At 64.1% G+C, this 17,668-nt stretch carries 15 protein-coding genes; 5 read left to right on the top strand and 10 right to left on the bottom strand.

Features of this window, described 5'->3' with window-relative positions; genetic code table 11:
* The first annotated feature begins 48 nt into the window (after window positions 1-48).
* Window positions 49-2,226, top strand: a complete 2,178-nt coding sequence (locus BLP76_RS14610; RefSeq protein ID WP_092814832.1) for a malate synthase G — start codon at window positions 49-51, stop codon at window positions 2,224-2,226.
* 178 nt (window positions 2,227-2,404) lie between these two features.
* Entirely contained in the window at window positions 2,405-2,947 is a 543-nt protein-coding gene (locus tag BLP76_RS14605) for an MgtC/SapB family protein (protein ID WP_092814914.1), read from the top strand.
* Between the two features lie 43 nt (window positions 2,948-2,990).
* Here BLP76_RS14605 and BLP76_RS14600 read toward each other — a convergent pair whose 3' ends face one another.
* The 7 genes from BLP76_RS14600 to BLP76_RS14570 form a co-directional block, all read right to left on the bottom strand.
* Complete coding sequence (locus BLP76_RS14600) at window positions 2,991-3,989, bottom strand: ABC transporter substrate-binding protein (protein ID WP_092814829.1); 999 nt, start codon at window positions 3,987-3,989, stop codon at window positions 2,991-2,993.
* Between the two features lie 31 nt (window positions 3,990-4,020).
* Entirely contained in the window at window positions 4,021-5,163 is a 1,143-nt protein-coding gene (locus tag BLP76_RS14595; RefSeq protein ID WP_244514597.1) for an ABC transporter permease, read from the bottom strand.
* Window positions 5,160-6,092, bottom strand: a complete 933-nt coding sequence (locus BLP76_RS14590) for an ABC transporter permease (protein WP_092814826.1) — start codon at window positions 6,090-6,092, stop codon at window positions 5,160-5,162. Before BLP76_RS14590 ends, BLP76_RS14595 begins: the two co-directional genes overlap by 4 nt.
* Window positions 6,093-6,287: 195 nt before the next feature.
* The gene (locus BLP76_RS14585) at window positions 6,288-7,145 is read right to left on the bottom strand and encodes an ABC transporter ATP-binding protein (protein WP_092814822.1); all 858 of its coding nucleotides are present in this window, start codon (window positions 7,143-7,145) and stop codon (window positions 6,288-6,290) included.
* Between the two features lie 59 nt (window positions 7,146-7,204).
* Entirely contained in the window at window positions 7,205-8,659 is a 1,455-nt protein-coding gene (hydA, locus tag BLP76_RS14580; protein WP_092814818.1) for a dihydropyrimidinase, read from the bottom strand.
* 111 nt (window positions 8,660-8,770) lie between these two features.
* On the bottom strand, window positions 8,771-8,968 hold the full coding sequence (locus tag BLP76_RS14575; RefSeq protein WP_092814815.1) for a hypothetical protein: 198 nt from the start codon (window positions 8,966-8,968) through the stop codon (window positions 8,771-8,773).
* A gap of 52 nt (window positions 8,969-9,020) precedes the next feature.
* Window positions 9,021-10,289: a Zn-dependent hydrolase gene (locus tag BLP76_RS14570; RefSeq protein ID WP_092814812.1), complete on the bottom strand. Its 1,269-nt coding sequence runs from the start codon at window positions 10,287-10,289 to the stop codon at window positions 9,021-9,023.
* Between the two features lie 120 nt (window positions 10,290-10,409).
* On the opposite strand from BLP76_RS14570, the gene rutR reads away from it, so the two are divergent.
* The 3 genes from rutR (at window position 10,410) to BLP76_RS14555 (ending at window position 12,905) form a co-directional block, all read left to right on the top strand.
* The gene (gene rutR / locus BLP76_RS14565) at window positions 10,410-11,039 is read left to right on the top strand and encodes an HTH-type transcriptional regulator RutR (protein ID WP_092814810.1); all 630 of its coding nucleotides are present in this window, start codon (window positions 10,410-10,412) and stop codon (window positions 11,037-11,039) included.
* A 133-nt stretch (window positions 11,040-11,172) separates the two neighbouring features.
* Window positions 11,173-11,691: a fasciclin domain-containing protein gene (locus tag BLP76_RS14560; protein WP_170130567.1), complete on the top strand. Its 519-nt coding sequence runs from the start codon at window positions 11,173-11,175 to the stop codon at window positions 11,689-11,691.
* A 368-nt stretch (window positions 11,692-12,059) separates the two neighbouring features.
* On the top strand, window positions 12,060-12,905 hold the full coding sequence (locus BLP76_RS14555; protein ID WP_139163755.1) for a hypothetical protein: 846 nt from the start codon (window positions 12,060-12,062) through the stop codon (window positions 12,903-12,905).
* Window positions 12,906-12,931: 26 nt separating this feature from the next.
* Here BLP76_RS14555 and preA read toward each other — a convergent pair whose 3' ends face one another.
* From preA to xylB, 3 genes are all read right to left on the bottom strand, one after another.
* On the bottom strand, window positions 12,932-14,266 hold the full coding sequence (gene preA, locus BLP76_RS14550; protein WP_092814800.1) for an NAD-dependent dihydropyrimidine dehydrogenase subunit PreA: 1,335 nt from the start codon (window positions 14,264-14,266) through the stop codon (window positions 12,932-12,934).
* Between the two features lie 338 nt (window positions 14,267-14,604).
* Entirely contained in the window at window positions 14,605-15,984 is a 1,380-nt protein-coding gene (locus BLP76_RS14545; protein WP_244514596.1) for an NAD(P)-dependent oxidoreductase, read from the bottom strand.
* A gap of 226 nt (window positions 15,985-16,210) precedes the next feature.
* On the bottom strand, window positions 16,211-17,665 hold the full coding sequence (gene xylB / locus BLP76_RS14540) for a xylulokinase (protein ID WP_092814797.1): 1,455 nt from the start codon (window positions 17,663-17,665) through the stop codon (window positions 16,211-16,213).
* Window positions 17,666-17,668: the final 3 nt, after the last annotated feature.

Below are 17,668 nucleotides of genomic sequence, written 5' to 3'. Positions count from 1 at the left end.
CTCCGGACGTTGGCAAGCGACCGGAGGGCGAGAACAGGGGGATGCGTCATGAGTGACCGTGTCGAGGCCGGGGGGCTGAAGGTTGCCCGCCCGCTCTATGACTTCATCAACAACGAGGCTCTGGCCGGCACAGGTATCGAGCCGGACAAATTCTGGAATTCCTTCGCGGCGATCGTGCGCGATCTCACGCCGAAGAACCGCGCGCTCCTGGCGGAGCGCGAGCGTCTGCAGGCGCGCATCGACGATTGGCATCGCCAGCGCCGCGGCAAGGGCACCTCAGCGGCGGAATATACCGCCTTCCTGCGCGAGCTCGGCTATCTGCAGCCGGAGCGCGGCGAGGTTACCGTCGAGACCGACAATGTCGATCGCGAAATCACCACCATCGCGGGCCCGCAGCTCGTCGTGCCGGTGATGAATGCGCGCTATGCGCTCAACGCCGCCAATGCGCGCTGGGGCTCGCTCTACGATGCGCTCTACGGCACCGACGCGATCTCCGAAGACGACGGGGCGGAGATCGGCAGCGGCTACAATGCCAAGCGCGGCGAGAAGGTGATCGCCTATGCGCGTGGCTTCCTCGACGAGTGCTTTCCGCTCGACGGCGACAGCTGGCGCAATGCAAAGGGCCTGACCGTCCAGGACCAGGCACTGGCCGTCTGGGTCGAGGAGGGGCGCTCCGTCCGTCTCAAGGCGCCGGAGCAGTTTGCGGGTTTCCGCGGCGAGGCGGGGTCGCCCTCGGCCATCCTCCTGACCAACCACCACCTGCATGCGGAAATCGTCATCAACCGCGATCATCCGATCGGCAGCACCGATCAGGCCGGCATCGCCGACGTGATCCTGGAATCGGCCGTTACCACCATCCAGGATTGCGAGGATTCGGTTGCCGCGGTCGACGGCGAAGACAAGACGGTCGTCTATCGCAACTGGCTTGGCCTGATGAAGGGCGATCTCACGGCCTCCTTCCAAAAGGGCGGCGAGACGAAGACACGCGCGCTCAACGAGGACCGGCGTTATACCGCGCCCGACGGGTCGGAACTCGTCCTGCCGGGCCGTTCCTTGATGCTGATCCGCAATTCCGGGCATCTGATGACGACGCCCGCGGTGCTCGACGAGAAGGGCGACGAGGTCTTCGAAGGCATGCTCGATGCCATGTGCACGAGCCTGATCGCGCTGCACGACATCGGGCCGAACGGCAAGCGCGGCAACAGCCGCACGGGTTCGGTCTATATCGTCAAGCCGAAGATGCACGGCCCCTTCGAGGTCGCCTTCTCCGACATGCTCTTCGGGCGTGTGGAGGATGCGCTCGGCCTGCCGCGCAACACCTTGAAGATGGGCATCATGGACGAGGAGCGGCGCACGACCGTCAACCTCAAGGAATGCATCCGCGCCGCCAAGAACCGCGTCGTCTTCATCAATACGGGCTTCCTCGACCGCACCGGCGACGAGATCCACACCTCGATGGAAGCCGGCCCGATGATCCGCAAGGGCGACATGAAGGGCTCTGCCTGGATCCGCGCCTATGAGGATTGGAACGTCGATGTCGGTCTCGCCTGCGGGCTTCGAGGCCGCGCGCAGATCGGCAAGGGCATGTGGGCGATGCCGGACAAGATGGCGGCGATGCTGGAGCAGAAGATCGGCCATCCGCAAGCCGGCGCCGACACCGCCTGGGTGCCGTCGCCGACGGCGGCGACGCTGCACGCGATCCACTACCACAAGGTCGACGTGCTCGAGCGCCAGGCGGAATTGAAGAACCGCGAAAAGGCGAGCCTCGACGACATCCTCACCATTCCGGTCGCCGAGAGCCCGAACTGGACCGACGACGAGATCCAGGCAGAGCTCGACAACAACGCCCAGGGCATTCTGGGCTATGTCGTGCGCTGGATCGATCAGGGCGTCGGCTGCTCGAAAGTGCCGGACATCAACGATGTCGGGCTGATGGAAGACCGGGCCACCTTGCGCATCTCGTCTCAGCATATGGCGAACTGGCTTCACCACGGCGTCGTCAGCGAAGCGCAGATCGTGGAGACGCTGGAGCGCATGGCGAAGGTCGTCGACCGTCAGAACGAGGGCGATCCGAGCTACCGGCCGATGGCGCCGAATTACGACGACAGCGTCGCCTTCCAGGCCGCCAAGGATCTGGTGCTCAAGGGTCGCGTGCAGCCTTCCGGTTATACGGAGCCGGTCCTCTATCGCCGGCGCATCGAGGCGAAGGCGAAGCACGCCGGTTGAGTCCGCCGGGGCAGACCGACAACAGATTGACGCGTGAGGAAACGGCAGGTGGAAGCACCTGCCGTTTTCCGTTTGTGCTTTTGGAGGCTGTGTGCGTCGCCGGGCGACGCAACTCAAGCGCCTGACGCGTGTTCGCTCCCTGTCCGAGCAAAAGGCCTGGAGGAGCGGCATGGAGGAGATGAGCGTAGCGCTGGACGGAGTGTTTCAGACCACGACGACACCCGTCGCGGTGATTGCGGCCCGGCTGATCCTAGCGGCCGTGCTCGGGGCGATTCTCGGTCTCGAACGCGAATGGCAGGAAAAGCCCGCGGGGTTGCGGACGCATATGGTGACGGCGCTCGCGGCTGCGACGTTCGCGGTTTTGACGCTGGAGATCGTCGACCTTTTCGAGGGTGCGGGCGACAATGTGCGCTCAGATCCGATCCGGCTCATCGATTCCATTACCGCGGGTGTTGCCTTTCTCGCCGCCGGGGTGATCCTGCATTCGCGCGGGCGCGTCGAAGGGCTGACGACCGGTGCTGGCATGTGGCTGTCGGGGGCGATCGGGGCCGCGGCCGGTCTCGGTTACGGCATCATCGCCATGCTTGGGACCGGGATCGGGCTTTTCATCATCCTGGCGCTCAGGATCGTCTCTGCGAAAGTGCCGGGGGACGAGGACAATGGCGGCCACGGCAAACAGGCCGGCCGGGAAGCCGGCGGGAAAGAAAAAAGGGAGGCCTGAGCCCCCCTTTCGTTGTCATGTGCGCAAATGATGTGAGCCCGGCTCACATCTCCTTCATCTTGTCGGTGACGGCTGTCGTGTAGGCGCCTTCCGGCTCCTTGGTAATGACCGGGTCGGAACCGCCTTCGAGCAACGTCTTCACGGTGCGGTCGTAATCTTCGACGTTGAGTGTGCCGTCGGAGCCTTCCGTCAGCTTGTTGATTTCGCGCATCATGCGCTTTTGGTGCTTTTCGGTCTGGGCGCCGGTGTCGTCGTTGTCGAGCACGATCTCGGCCGCCTCGTCCGGATGCTCGCGGGCATAGTCCCAGCCCTTCATGGAGGCCTTTACGAAGCGGGCCATCTTGTCGACGAATTCGGGATCCTGAAGGTTCTCTTCCATGACGTAGAGCCCGTCTTCGAGCGTCGCGACGCCCTGATCCTCGTATTTGAAGACGACGAGTTCATCTTCCGGGATGCCGGCGTCGATCACCTGCCAGTATTCGTTGTAGGTCATCGTGGAGATGCAATCGGCCTGCTTCTGGATCAGCGGGTCGACGTTGAAGCCCTGCTTGATGACGGTGACGCCATCCTCGCCGCCGGTCGTCGGAATGCCGAGATGGCTCATCCACGACAGGAACGGATATTCGTTGCCGAAGAACCAGACGCCGAGCGTCTTGCCTTTGAAATCCTCCGGCTTGGTGATGCCGGTCTCTTTGAGGCAGGTGAGCTCCATGCCGGATTTGGCAAAGGGCTGGGCGATGTTGACGAGGGGGACGCCGCGCTCGCGGGCCGCAAGGGCTGCCGGCATCCAGTCGACGATGACATCGGCGCCGCCGCCGGCGATCACCTGTTCCGGCGCGATGTCGGGGCCGCCCGGCTTGATTTCGACATCAAGGCCGGCCTCGTCGTAAAAGCCCTTGTCCTGGGCGACGTAATAGCCGCCGAACTGGGCTTGCGTGACCCATTTGAGCTGCAGCACGACATTGTCGTCTGCGGCCGCGGGGCCGGCTGCGATGGCGGTCATGCCGACGGCCAGTCCGAGAGCTGCCAAAACTCGTTTCATACCATTCTCCCTCTTTTATTGGGGCGCCGCCCTAATGTCGGTAGGACGGATGCCAGAATGTCAGGGTGCGCTCGATCAGGGCGACGAGGCCGTAGAAGAGCGAGCCTGCAATGGCCGCGACGGTGATTTCCGCCCAGACCATGTCGATGTTCATGCGCCCGACTTCGGTCGAAATCCGGAACCCCATGCCGACGATCGGCGTGCCGAAGAACTCTGCAACAATCGCGCCAATCAGGGCGAGGGTGGAGTTGATCTTGAGGGCGTTGAAGATGAAGGGCAGCGCCGCCGGCAGGCGCAGCTTGATGAGCGATTGGGTGTGGGTCGCCGCATAGGTGCGCATGAGGTCGCGTTCCATGGCGCCGGCGGCATTGAGGCCCGAGACCGTGTTCACCAGCATCGGAAAGAAGGTCATGACGACGACGACGGCCGCCTTCGACGGCCAGTCGAAGCCGAACCACATGACCATGATCGGGGCGATGCCGACGATCGGAAGTGCTGAGACGAGGTTGCCGACGGGCAGGAGCCCGCGCTTCAAGAAGGGCACGCGGTCGACGAGAAGGGCAAGCAGAAAGCCCGCACCGCAGCCCATCGCATAGCCGGCAATGACGGCCTTCAAAAAGGTCTGCCTGAAATCGGCCCAGAGCGTGGGAAGCGATGAGGCAAAGGTGACGGCAATGGCGCTCGGCGGCGGCAGGAGTACCGGCGGCACCCCGAAGCCGCGCACCAGGCATTCCCACAAGATCAGGAGCCACAGTCCGAAGACGACGGGTACGGCGAGCGAGAAGGCGCGCCGCAGAGGCGTCGGCCGGCCCTCCGTCAGGCGTGCGAGATCACGCATCACCTGGACGGTGAGAAAGGCGGTCGCCGTCAACACCGCCCAGTAACCGAGGCCCGCCCGCCCTTCCACGGCCGACAGGAGCGCCAGGAGAAGGCCGAAGGCGGCGGTCGCGATGACGGCATTGAGAAGAAGGCGCAAGCCCACGATGCGCGGCCAACCCGTCGTCGGGACGACGAGGAGGAGGGAGGCAAGCAGGAGCGAGGAGCCCCCAACCCGCGAGCCACCTTCGGAAATAGGCAGAGGCAACGCGACGATGGCAAAGATCGCCGCCAGAACGGTGAGCAGGAAGGCGCCCTGGCTCTGCGGCCGCTCGGCGGTGATATGTGCCGCGCTCACGCCTTCACCCCCATGCGGCGCAGCACCATGCGATCGGCCATTCCGACGATGGTGACGAGGATCGCCGCCATGAATGCGGCCACCAGCAGGGCCGACCAGATCTGCACCGTCTGGCCGTAATAGGAACCCGACAAGAGACGGGCGCCAAGCCCGGCGCGGGCGCCGGTCGGCATTTCGCCGACGATCGCACCGACGAGCGAGATGGCGATCGCGACTTTGAGGCTTGCAAACAGGAAGGGCATCGCGGCCGGCAGGCGCAGCTTCCACATCGTCTGGGTCGGGCTTGCCGAATAGGTGCGCATCAGATCGAGCAGCATCGGGTCGGGCGATCTCAGCCCCTTCACCATGCCGACGGCGACCGGAAAGAAGGCGAGATAGGCGGAGACGGTGCCCTTCGCCCAGATCGGCGCTACGTTGAGCGAGCCGAGAACGACGACGATCATCGGCGCGATCGCCAGGATCGGGATCGTCTGCGAGGTGATGATCCAGGGCATCAGGCTCTTGTCGAGCGTGCGCGAGGAGACGATGCCGATCGCAAGCACGATGCCCAAAAGCGTGCCGATGCCGAAGCCCGTCAGCGTGGAGGAGAGCGTCACCCAGCCGTGATAGATGAGGCTGCGCTTCGAGGTCGGCTTCACCTCGACGGTCGTCTTCCAGATTTCCGCGGCCACCTGATGCGGGGCCGGCAGGACCGGGCGCTCCTGGGCGTAGGTGGCGGCGGCGAAGTCGATGAAATTGCGCTCGATGCCGGCGCGGCGGTCGCGGTCGATCTGCTGCGGGGCGTTGAGATAAATCGCGCCCGCATACCAGATGAGAATGAGGGCGGCGACGACGACGAGGACGGGGCCCGTCTGGCCAGCGAAGATGCGCTGAACCCACACTCGCGGCGCATAACCGACCCCGCCGCCGGGCTCCGCGATCTCACTCATAGGTGCGCCCCTTTGACTGGGGACTCGGACGGACAAGCGGCCGCCTTCAGGCCTTCGTTCGACCCCCACCCCTGTCCCCTCCCCACAAGGGGGAGGGGGACGCCAAAAGCGTCCCCGGCGCCCCGGGATTCCGGGCCGGCTTTTGACGGCACAAACGCTGGGGTCGGATCGAGAGCAAAGTCGCGGGCCCGCATCTCAATCCTCATAGGAATGGCCGGCGCGGAGGCCTTCGCGGACGCGGTGGGCGATTGCCAGGAATTCCGGCGTCTCGCGGATGTCGAGGCCGCGGTCGCGGGGGAGGCCGCAATCGATGACGTCGTAGATGCGGCCCGGGCGCGGCGACATGACGACGATCTTCGAGGACAGAAACACCGCTTCGGGGATCGAGTGGGTGACGAAGACGATGGTCTTGTTGGTCTTGGCCCAGAGCTGCAGGAGCTGCTCGTTGAGGTGATCGCGGACGATCTCGTCGAGCGCGCCAAACGGCTCGTCCATCAAAAGAAGGTCCGGCTCCACGGCGAGGGCGCGGGCGATGGAGGCGCGCTGCTGCATGCCGCCGGAAAGCTGCCAGGGAAATTTGCGCTCAAATCCCGACAGGTTGACGAGCTCGAGGTTCTTTTTGACCCGCTTCTGCTGTTCGGCCTTCGGCAGACCCATGATTTCGAGCGGCAAAGCGACGTTCTTGGCGATGGTGCGCCAGGGATAGAGCGCCGCGGACTGAAAGACATAGCCGTAGGAGCGCTCGCGGCGCGCCGCATCGGGCGAGACGCCGTTGACGCTGATCTCGCCCGATGTCGGCTGTTCGAGATCGGCGATGACACGCAGCAAGGTGGTCTTGCCGCAACCGGACGGGCCGATCAGCGAGACGAATTCGCCGCGATGGATCGCAAGGTCGATATCGGCAAGCGCTTGGACCGGGCCGTCGGCCGTCTGAAAGGTCAGCGACAGATCGGAGGCGGCGATGACCGCGCCGGTATGCGCCGGTTTGGCGGGCGCCGCTTTGGGAGGCGCGGCGGATGCGGCCGGTGAGGCCGCGGTTTCAGCTTCGACCATGGGCCTCTAGGCTCCCGAATGCGTTGATGGGATGAAAGAGGCGTGGCGCATGTGGCTCCTCAAACACCTGCCGGGATGCCCGCGCGTTCCACGCGGCGCGGCGCGGTGAGCTCCTTCCACGTCGACAGAGCCTTCGCAACCGGCGGATTGGCCGGGCGCTCCACGAAGCGACCGTCGCCGGTGTCGGCCTTCACCTCGCCCTCCTCATAGGCGACGCGGCCGCGCGACAGGGTCATTCTCGGCAGGCCATGCACGGGCATGCCCTCGAAGACCGTGTAGTCGATCGCCGATTTCTGGCTCCCCGCGGTGATCGTCTTCGTCGCCTCGGGATCCCAGATGATGATGTCGGCGTCAGCCCCTTCGACGATCGCGCCCTTCCGCGGATAGATGTTGAGGATCTTGGCGATGTTGGTAGAGGTGGCGGCGACGAATTCGTTCATCGTCAGCCGGCCCGTCCGAACGCCATAGGTCCACAGAAGCGGCAGACGCTCCTCGATGCCGCCGGTGCCGTTCGGGATCTTGGTGAAGTCTCCGAGGCCCATGCGCTTCTGCTCGGTCGTGAAGGCGCAATGGTCGGTGGCGACGACCTGGAGAGAACCCGCGGCAAGCCCCGCCCAAAGCGAGTTCTGATGATCCTTGCTGCGGAAGGGCGGCGACATCACCCGGCGGGCGGCATAATCCCAATCGTCGTTCAGGTATTCGTTCTCGTCGAGGAGAAGATGCTGGATGAGCGGCTCGCCGAAGACGCGCATGCCCTTCTGGCGCGCCCGGCGGATCGCCTCATGCGTCTGCTCGCAGGAGACATGCACCACATAAAGCGGCACGCCCGCCTGATCGGCGATCATGATGGCGCGGTTGGCGGCCTCGCCCTCGACTTCCGGCGGGCGTGAAAAGCCGTGCGCTTCCGGACCGTTGTTGCCTTCGGCGAGGAGCTTTTGCTGCAGGAAGGCGACGACATCGCCGTTTTCGGCATGGACGAGCGGCATCGCCCCGATCTCCGCGCAGCGGGAGAAGGAAGCGAACATCTCGTCGTCGTTCACCATCAAGGAGCCCTTATAGGCCATGAAATGCTTGAAGGTGTTGATGCCCTGTTCGACGACCTTCGGCATCTCGTCGAAGACCTGCTTGTCCCACCAGGTGATGGCCATGTGGAAGGAATAGTCGGTGCGCGCCTTGCCGGCCTTCTGGTACCATTGCTGGAGCGCGTCGATCAGGCCCTGGTTCGGCGCCGGCAGGCAGAAATCGACCGTCATCGTGGTGCCGCCGGCAAGCGCCGCGGCCGTGCCGGAATCGAAATCGTCGGTCGAATGCGTGCCCATGAAGGGCATTTCCATATGGGTGTGCGGGTCGATACCGCCTGGCATCACGTAGCAGCCGGTCGCATCGATCACGTGATCGGCGTCGTGGTTGAGGTCGGGACCGACGGCCACGATCTTGTCGTGCTGGATGAAGACGTCGGCCTTGTAGGTGCGGTCAGCTGTGACGACCGTTCCGCCCTTGATGATCTTGGTCATGGCGCTCTTGCTCCCGTCAGAAGGTGGGCATCGCTTTTTCTATCGTCCGCAGGCTCGAGCCGGGCACTGATTTGCGAGCGGTCGTGGTTTTGCTGTCGAGGGCGATGCAGGTCAGGCTTCCTGCAGGTCGAGCCGCCGCTCGATGCGTGCCACGCGCTCGTCGATCCGGTCGATGCGAACGGATAAACTTGCATATTGTTGTTCGAGAATGCCGAGCCGGCTTTTGATTTCCCGCAGTTCATCGCCGTGACGGTCGAGGGTCGCGCGGATCGCCCGCAGATGCTCCAGGATGAGGTTCTCAGTCGCCATTTTGCGAGATGACCCGGCTCGTTGGTCTTGCCAGACATTAGGGCAGTGCCGCTCAGCTCACAATCTCCGCGGTTTCGACCACTGCGTGGAAGAGGACATTGGCGCCGGCCTCTGCCCATTCCTTGGAAATGTCTTCGTCTTCATTGTGCGACAGGCCGTCGACGCAAGGGCACATGACCATGGTGGCGGGGGCGACTTTTGCCGCCCAGCAGGCGTCGTGGCCGGCGCCCGACACGATGTCCATATGAGAGTAACCGAGGGTTCCGGCGGCCTTGCGCACGGTGGCGACGAGCTCGGGCGTGAAGGTGACCGGATCGAAATGGCCGACCGCCTCCACCTCGCAGCCGACGCCGATCTCGGCGCAAATTTCGGCCGCTTCCTTCTCGATGCGGGCGCGCATGCCGTCGAGTTTCTCCTGATCGACGGTGCGGATATCGACGGTGAAGACGACCTTGCCGGGCAAAACGTTGCGCGAGTTCGGCTGGAACGTCACCTGGCCGACGCCGCCGACGGCGTTCGGCTGTGCGTCCATCGCCACCTTCTGCACCATCTCAAAGATGCGGGCCATGGCGAGGCCGGCATTGACGCGCATGGCCATCGGCGTGGAGCCGGTATGGGCCTCCTTGCCGGTCAGCGTGAATTCGAGCCACCAGAGACCCTGGCAATGGGTGACGACGCCGATTTCCTTCTTCTCGGCTTCGAGGATCGGGCCCTGCTCGATATGCAATTCGTAATAAGCGTGCATCTTGCGCGCGCCGACTTTTTCGTCGCCCTTCCAGCCGATGCGGGCGAGTTCCTCGCCGAAGGTCTTGCCTTCGAGATCCTTGCGGCCATAGGCGTAATCGAGCGTGTGCACGCCGGCGAAAACGCCGGAGGCGAGCATCGCCGGGGCGAAGCGCGCACCTTCCTCGTTCGTCCAGTTGACGACGACGATCGGGTGCTTCGTCTTGATGTTGAGGTCGTTGAGCGAACGCACGGCCTCAAGCGCGCCGAGCACGCCTAAAACGCCGTCATAGCGGCCGCCGGTCGGCTGCGTATCGAGATGGGAGCCGACATAGACGGGCAGGGCGTCCGGGTCCGTGCCTTCGCGACGGGCGAACATCGTGCCCATCTCGTCGATGCCCATCGTGAGCCCGGCCTCGTCGCACCATTTCTGGAACAGGCGACGGCCTTCGGCGTCGTCATCGGTCAAGGTCTGGCGGTTGTTGCCACCGCGCAGGCCCGGTCCGATCTCGGCCATTTCGTGGATGGAATTCCACAGCCTGTCGGCATTGATCCGCAGATTGGAGTCCACAGCATTCCCCCCTGTGGTTTCTGCCATGCGGGGCAGAAAACTTGACTAAATGGTCAAATCTCACGCTAGGTGGGGCTTAATTTACGGTCAAGGCGAAAAGCTGGACTGACTGCCTAGCAAGTAGGCATCGGTCCGGGCGGGGCAAAGATGCTGGATGAGGCCATCTCCAAGAGGAAGAGAACGCGCATTCAGACCGTCAATCGCGAAGCCATTCTGCAGGCAGCGCTTTCCGTCTTTTCCGCCTATGGTTATCGCGGTGCCACGCTCGACGAGATCGCCGAAAAGGCGGGCATGTCGAAGCCCAATCTTCTTTATTACTTTCCGCGCAAGAAGAGCCTTTACGTGGCGGTGCTGGAAGAGACGCTGGCGCAATGGCTCGCACCGCTTGCCGCGATGAAGGCCGATGGCGACCCGGCGGACGAGCTGTCACGCTATATCGACGCGAAGATCGCCATGTCGCGGGACAATCCGGCGGCGTCTCGGCTCTTTGCGAGCGAGATCCTGCAAGGCGGGGGCGCCATCACGGAATTCCTCCACGGGCCCTTGAAGGCGATCGTCGATGAAAAATCGCGCATCATTGCCGATTGGATCGCGGCCGGCCGCCTCCGTCCGGTCGATCCGCGCCATCTCATCTTCATGATCTGGGCAACGACCCAGCATTATGCCGATTTCGATGTGCAGGTGAGGGCGGTGCTCGCCTCCGACGACGAGGGGCGGTTTAAACACGCGTCCGAGACCATACGGCGGGTGGTTCTCGAGGGCCTCCTGCCACGCTGATCGGGCAGCACTGATCGGCAGGCCTCACCTCCGCCTCCTTGTCGTCGTCAGAAAGCCGGCTCGCGCAAATATGACTGCGCCGATCGAACGGGTTCCGGCCCGCGCCGTTGATCCCGCAACGAGGGAGGATATCGTGCGCAATCATCTCAAAATTCTGGCCGCCGCCGCTGTTGTCGGCCTTGGGCTTCAAAGTGCGCCGGCGCTTGCCGCCGAGGCGAATCTGTGGGGCGCGATCGAGACCCGGCCGGAACTTTCCTCTTTGGCGGAAGCCATCGAGACGGCGGGCCTCAAGGAAACGCTGCAGGGCGATGAGCCGCTGACCCTGCTCGCGCCGGACAATGTCGCCTTCGAGCAATTGCCGAGCGAGCTCGAAGAAATGCTGAAGAAGCCGGACAGCAAGGAGACGCTCGCCGCTCTCTTGCGCCACCATATCGTGGAGGCCGCGCTGCCGACGAAATCCTTCGACGGCGAGACGGAGGTCGAAACGCTCGATGGTTCGAAGCTGACCGTGACCTCGATCGGCGATCAGCTGATGGTCGGCGAGGCGCGGATCCGCAAGGCCGATATCGCGGCCAGCAACGGCCTGATCGACGTCATCGACAAGGTGCTGGTGCCCGAGGGGTTGATCGTGCCGGCAAGCGGGGCGGAATAGGGGCGGAGGCGGGGAACAAGGCCTGTCGGACTTTTCTTCCCGTTGATTTCTCCCGGTCGTGAGGCACACGTCGCGCCGGCGCGGCATGGTGCGGAATAGATGGTGCCTATCACGTAGAGGTGGGTTGATCTACTTGCGCGGTTGAATCCAGCTTAGAAATGCTATACACTTTAAGTTGTGTGGCGATTGTATTTGTGGAGGAGAGTATATCGATGTTGAATCGATTTGCTGCCTTTTCGCTCGGTCTGACCGTCCTCTTGTGGGGATCTTCTGTGGTCTTGGCGTGTCCCGACAACGCCAAGCTCGTGAATGGCTTCTGCGTCCCGAAATAACAACGGCGGGCTGTTGCCATGAACCGTCGTGCCGTCATGCTCGCCATCGGTGTCCCGGCCCTGGGTGGTGGAGGAGCGACCGCGCTTCAGCTGGTCCACGGGGCGGGCTTCGAGGCCGTCATCCGAAAGAACTTTCGGGTCGATCCGATGGTGCCGCCGAGCAGCATCTACGGTCCCGGATCGCTCTATGTGGTGCGCTACGACGGCGGCATCGAGAGGATCGTCTGCAGTGCCGCGGACATTGACGACCGCAGCAGACTGAGCCGGCTTCCCGACGTGGTCGAGGTCGCTTCCTTCGCCTCCTCTAGTGGAGGATCGTTCAATCTGCTCGGAGGTTTCGTTCCGGATCTAAGCGCCAGCGGCGCCAGGGAAGTCTCCGTCAAGATCTCCAATGTCCGGATGTACGAACTCGACGACACCTCGCGGATCGAAATATTTAGGAAGCTCAGCCAGAACGAGTTCTGCGCGCAGGCGATCCGGCGGGCGCAGCAAGACGGGCTGTGCGTGTCGCAAAGTTACAAATCTTTGATGGCCAACGGCAGAATCGAGTTGCGCGGAGAAAACGGCGGGGAACTCGGTGCGTCGGACGCCGAAGAGAAGATCTCTGACGATATCAAGCGGCAGCTGGCCGAACAGGTCGAAGGCAATCTGAGCGCCACCTTCAATACCATCCTCGACGGCCGGGACATGTTCTTCGGATTCAAGCTCTACGACCGTTGCATCGAGGCTGGCGACGTCAACTATGTCCGACGGACGCCGAACACGGCCTGGTGGCACCTCATCGCCGTCCAGAACACCCTCGGGGAGGCGAGAGCGAGCCTCCTGGCCTGGTGGGATGAAGACAGCACCGACGGCTCGTCGGCCATCGCCAGCGCGAGGTGACGCACGGCCGGCGGAGAGGGATCACCCTACTCCGCCGCGTCCGGGACGATCTTCTCGATCTCGGCGTCGGGTGTTCCCATCGGGTTGTTGGGATGGCGCGTCCAGTTGCCGTATTCCGCCGGGATCGGCTTCTTGGTGCGCGGATCGTAATCGGCGATCTGCTCCATGGTGATGCAGTTCTCGACCGGGCAGACATTGACGCAGAGATTGCAGCCGACACATTCGGCGTCGATCACCTCGAAATGGCGTTTGCCATCTACCATGTGGGTGATCGCCTGGTGCGAGGTGTCCTCGCAGGCGATGTGGCAGCGCCCGCATTTGACGCAGAGCTCCTGATCGATGCGCGCTTTGGTGACATAGTTGAGGTTCAGATACTGCCAGTCGGTGACGTTCGGCACGGCGCGGCCGATGAAGTCGTCGAGGGTCTCAAAACCCTTCTCGGACATCCAGCGTTCAAGACCTTCCACCATCTCGCGGACGATCTTGAAGCCGTAGGTCATCGCCGCGGTGCAGACCTGGACGTTGCCGGCGCCGAGCGCCATGAACTCCGCCGCGTCCTTCCACGTCGTGATGCCGCCGATGCCGGAGATCGGCAAATTGCGGGTTTCCGGGTCGCGGGCGATCTCGGCCACCATGTTGAGGGCGATCGGCTTCACCGCGGGACCGCAATAGCCGCCATGCGAGCCCTTGCCGTCGATCGTCGGTTCCGGGGCGAAGAGATCGAGATCGACGCCGGTGATGGAAGAGATGGTGTTGATCAGGGAGACGGCGTCGGCCCCGCCCTTCTTTGCCGCCCTTGCCGGGTAGCGAATGTCGGTGATGTTCGGCGTCAGCTTGACGATGACGGGCATGCGTGTATTCGCCTTGCACCAGCGGGCGACCATCTCGATGTATTCCGGCACCTGGCCGACGGCGGAACCCATGCCGCGCTCCGACATGCCATGCGGGCAGCCGAAATTGAGCTCGATCCCGTCGGCGCCGGTTTCTTCCACGCGGCGCAGGATGTTGACCCAGTTCTGTTCTTCGCAGGGCACCATGAGCGAGACGACGACGGCGCGGTCGGGCCAGTCGCGCTTCACCTGTTTGATCTCGCGAAGGTTCACCTCCAGGGGCCGGTCGGTGATCAGTTCGATGTTGTTGAGACCCAGAAGCCGCCGGTCGGGCCCGTGAATGGCGCCGTAGCGCGGGCCGTTTACGTTGACGATATGCGGGTCCTCGCCGAGCGTCTTCCACACGACGCCGCCCCAGCCTTCGCGGAAGGCGCGGACCACGTTGTATTCCTTGTCCGTCGGCGGCGCGGAGGCGAGCCAGAACGGGTTCGGCGATTTGATGCCGAGGAAGTTCGAAGCGAGACTGACCATGAGAAGAACCTCTCAGGCTTGGGAGTTTCGGCGAGACGAGATAAATTCGAGGCGGCCGCACCAGAGCGGGAGGTTGTGTTCAGTATGGCGGACGAGCGGAGATATACTGTCCTTCTTCTGCCGCAGCCGGAGGGCGGATACACCGTCCTCGGGCGGTGAGGGGGGCTGCCTTTCCCCATTCAGCTCTTCCTGCGACCGGCTGAGACGCCGCCCCCTCACCGACCTCGCGCCGTTGGCGCGCGGCCACCTCTCCCCAATGGGGAGAGGAGTGGAGCCTGTTGCGACTGATAGTGCCCCGATCCGAGGGGCGAGGCTGTTTGAGAGGCTCGGCATGACACTCACCCCATCAATGCGCGGTGGATGCTCTCGGCCGCGACCTTGCCGTCTTCGACGGCCGCCACGGTGAGATCTTCGCCGCCCAAAATGCAGTCGCCACCGGCCCAGATGCCGGCAACCGAGGTGCGGCGTTCCTCGTCGACCTGAATGCGGCCGCCATCGAGCGTGATGGCTTCGGACGCGCCGTCGAGCGAGGCGGGAAGAAACGTCTGGCCGATCGCCTTGAAGACCTGGTCGGCGGCGAGCACGAAAGTCTCGCCCGTGCCGAGGAGACGACCGTTTTCGTCGCGGGTGCGCTCGAGCTCGATCCCGGTCAGATGACCGTTCTCGGCAATGAGGCGTTTCGGCTTGGCCCAATGGCGGATGGTGACGCCCTTCGTCTGGGCGAGCTCCTGTTCGAAACCGGAGGCCTTCATCGCGTCGGGGCCGCGGCGGTAGGCGATCGTGACTTCCTCTGCGCCGAGGAGTTTTGACTGAACGGCCGCATCGACCGCCGTCATGCCGCCGCCGATGACGACGACGCGGCGGCCGATCGGCAAGGTGGAAAGGTCGAGCGTCTGGCGCAGATCGGCGATCCAGGCGATGGCGTCGGCGGAGCCTGAGGCGTCTTCGCCTTCGGCGCCGAGCGCGTTGACGCCGGCAAGTCCGAGGCCGAGGAAGACGGCGTCGTAATCCGCCTTCAAGCCGTCGAGGCTGAGCTCATGCCCGAGCGCCTTGCCGGCTTCGATGGTGATGCCGCCGATCTTGAGCAGAAATTCGACCTCCTTCTGGGCAAAGCCGTCGGGGGTCTTGTAGGCGGCGATGCCGTATTCGTTGAGGCCGCCCGGCTTCTCGCGCGCTTCGAAGATCGTGACGTCGTGGCCATGCATGGCCAGCCGATGGGCGCAGGAGAGGCCGGCCGGGCCCGCGCCGACGATGGCGACGCGCTTGCCGCTTCGGGCCGCGCGCGCAAAGGGATGCTCACCCGCCGCCATCATCGTGTCGGTCGCAAAGCGCTGCAGGAAGCCGATTTTCACCGGCTTGTCCTCGGCGAGATTGCGGACGCAGGCTTCCTCGCACAAAGTCTCCACCGGGCAGACCCGGGCGCACATGCCGCCCAGAATATTCTCTTCGAATATGGTTTCCGCTGCGCCCTTGGGATTGTGCGCCTGAATCTGGCGGATGAAGAGCGGGATATCGATCGAGGTCGGGCAGGCCTCGGTGCAGGGGGCGTCGAAGCAAAAGTAGCAACGATCCGCCTCCACCAGCGCTTCGTGCGGCGAAAGTGGCGGGTGCAGGTCAGAAAAATTCTTCAGGTAATCTTCAACATTTAGGCGGCCGGCACAAATGTCCGGTTCGTCCACCGGTGTTGCTGCCGGCAGGCCTGACGAAATCTGGTTCACGGCATTTTTCTCCCGTGAATATTGCTGTTCCCACGGGAAGAATGCGCATTTTCGACCAATTGGTCAAATTTTTCATTTGCGCAACACTTTGAGGCGCCCGAAAAGCGGGCGCGAGCGCTTTTTGATCAAAGGGTTGCGGGAAAGCGGGCGACGCCACCGGAGCCGAGGCGAGAGCGGGTTTTCGCCGAGCTGCGGGCGAACCGGCCAGCGCAGGCGGCGGTGCCGCCTACCGCATGACGTCGCGGACGGCCGGATAGAGCGCACGCCAGCGCTCATAGCTGTCGCGGTAGGCTTCGCTCAGCGCGGGTACCGGATCGATGGTATCGGCGAGCGGCGGATGCGTGAGGATCTCGGCGGGATCGCCGCCCTCTGCCGCCAGGAGGCCGAGACGGGCCGCGCCGAAGGCGGCGCCATAATCGCCCTCTTCGGGAATCCCGATCGGTGTGTTGAGGGCGCTCGCCATGATCGTCAGCCAGGTCTTGGAGCGCGAGCCGCCCCCGACGGCGAGATAGCGCGGAATGGTGGTGCCGGCGGCGGCAAGGGCTGCCTGGCAATCGGCGAGTGCGAAGGCAACGCCTTCCAGCACCGCCTGGGTGAGGGTGGCGCGGTCGCTTTCCTGCGCCAGCCCAATGAAGACGCCGCGCGCCGCCGCATCGTTGTGGGGCGTGCGCTCGCCGGAAAGATAAGGCAGGAAGAGGACGGGCGCCGGGTAATCCGGGGTGTTGCCGAGATGGCCGATGAGATCGGGCACCGGCTCCTTGAGAAGCCGGCTCAGCCATTCGAGCGAGCCCGCGGCCGACAGAATGACGCCCATCTGGTGCCAGGTGTTCGGCAGGGCGTGGCAGAACGCGTGAACGGCGCTTTCCACATTCGGTGCGAAAGCCTCCGTTGCGGCGAAGACGACGCCCGAGGTTCCGAGCGAGACGAAGGCTGCGCCCGGATGGGTGACGCCCACGCCACAGGCGGCCGCGGCATTGTCGCCACCGCCGGCCGCGACGACCACTTCTCCGGCCATGCCCCAAAGTCGGGCGAGCGCCGGGCGCAGCGTGCCGGTCGCCTGCGAGCCCTCGTAGAGCTTCGGCATCCGGCTTTCGTCCATGTCGGTTGCCGCCAGGAGCTCCGGCGACCAGGCGCGCTTGCCGACATCGAGCCATGAGGTGCCGGAGGCGTCCGACATGTCGGTCGCCGCGTCCGCCGTCAGATAAAGGCGCACGAAATCCTTGGGCAGCAGCACCTTGGCGGTCGCAGCAAAGTTGTCCGGCTCGTGCGTCTTCACCCAGGCGAGTTTCGGCGCGGTGAAGCCCGGAAAGACGAGGTTGCCGGTGATCTCATGAAAGCGCGGATCGGCGTCGAGCCGGCGGGCTTCCTCTGCGGAGCGCCCGTCGTTCCACAAGATCGAGGGGCGGATCGGTGCGCCGTCCTTGGCGACCAGGGTCGCGCCGTGCATCTGACCGGAGAGGCCGATCCCTTTGACGGCGGCGACCTCTGCCGGACGTTCGCGCTTCAAGATGTCCATGGCGCCGCCGAGCGCGGCAATCCAGGCGTTCGGATCCTGCTCCGACCATCCAGGTTGCGGGCGCATCACCTCAAGCGGCGCGGTGGCGGAAGCGAGAACGTCCTGTTCCGCCGTCATCAGGATGACCTTGATGGACGACGTGCCGATGTCGATGCCGAGATACACGGA

This window comes from Afifella marina DSM 2698, from assembly GCF_900102695.1.
GTDB classification, from domain to species: Bacteria; Pseudomonadota; Alphaproteobacteria; order Rhizobiales; family Afifellaceae; genus Afifella; species Afifella marina.
The sequence above is the reverse complement of the archived record's forward strand: the minus strand, read 5'-3'. Positions and strand labels throughout refer to the sequence as shown.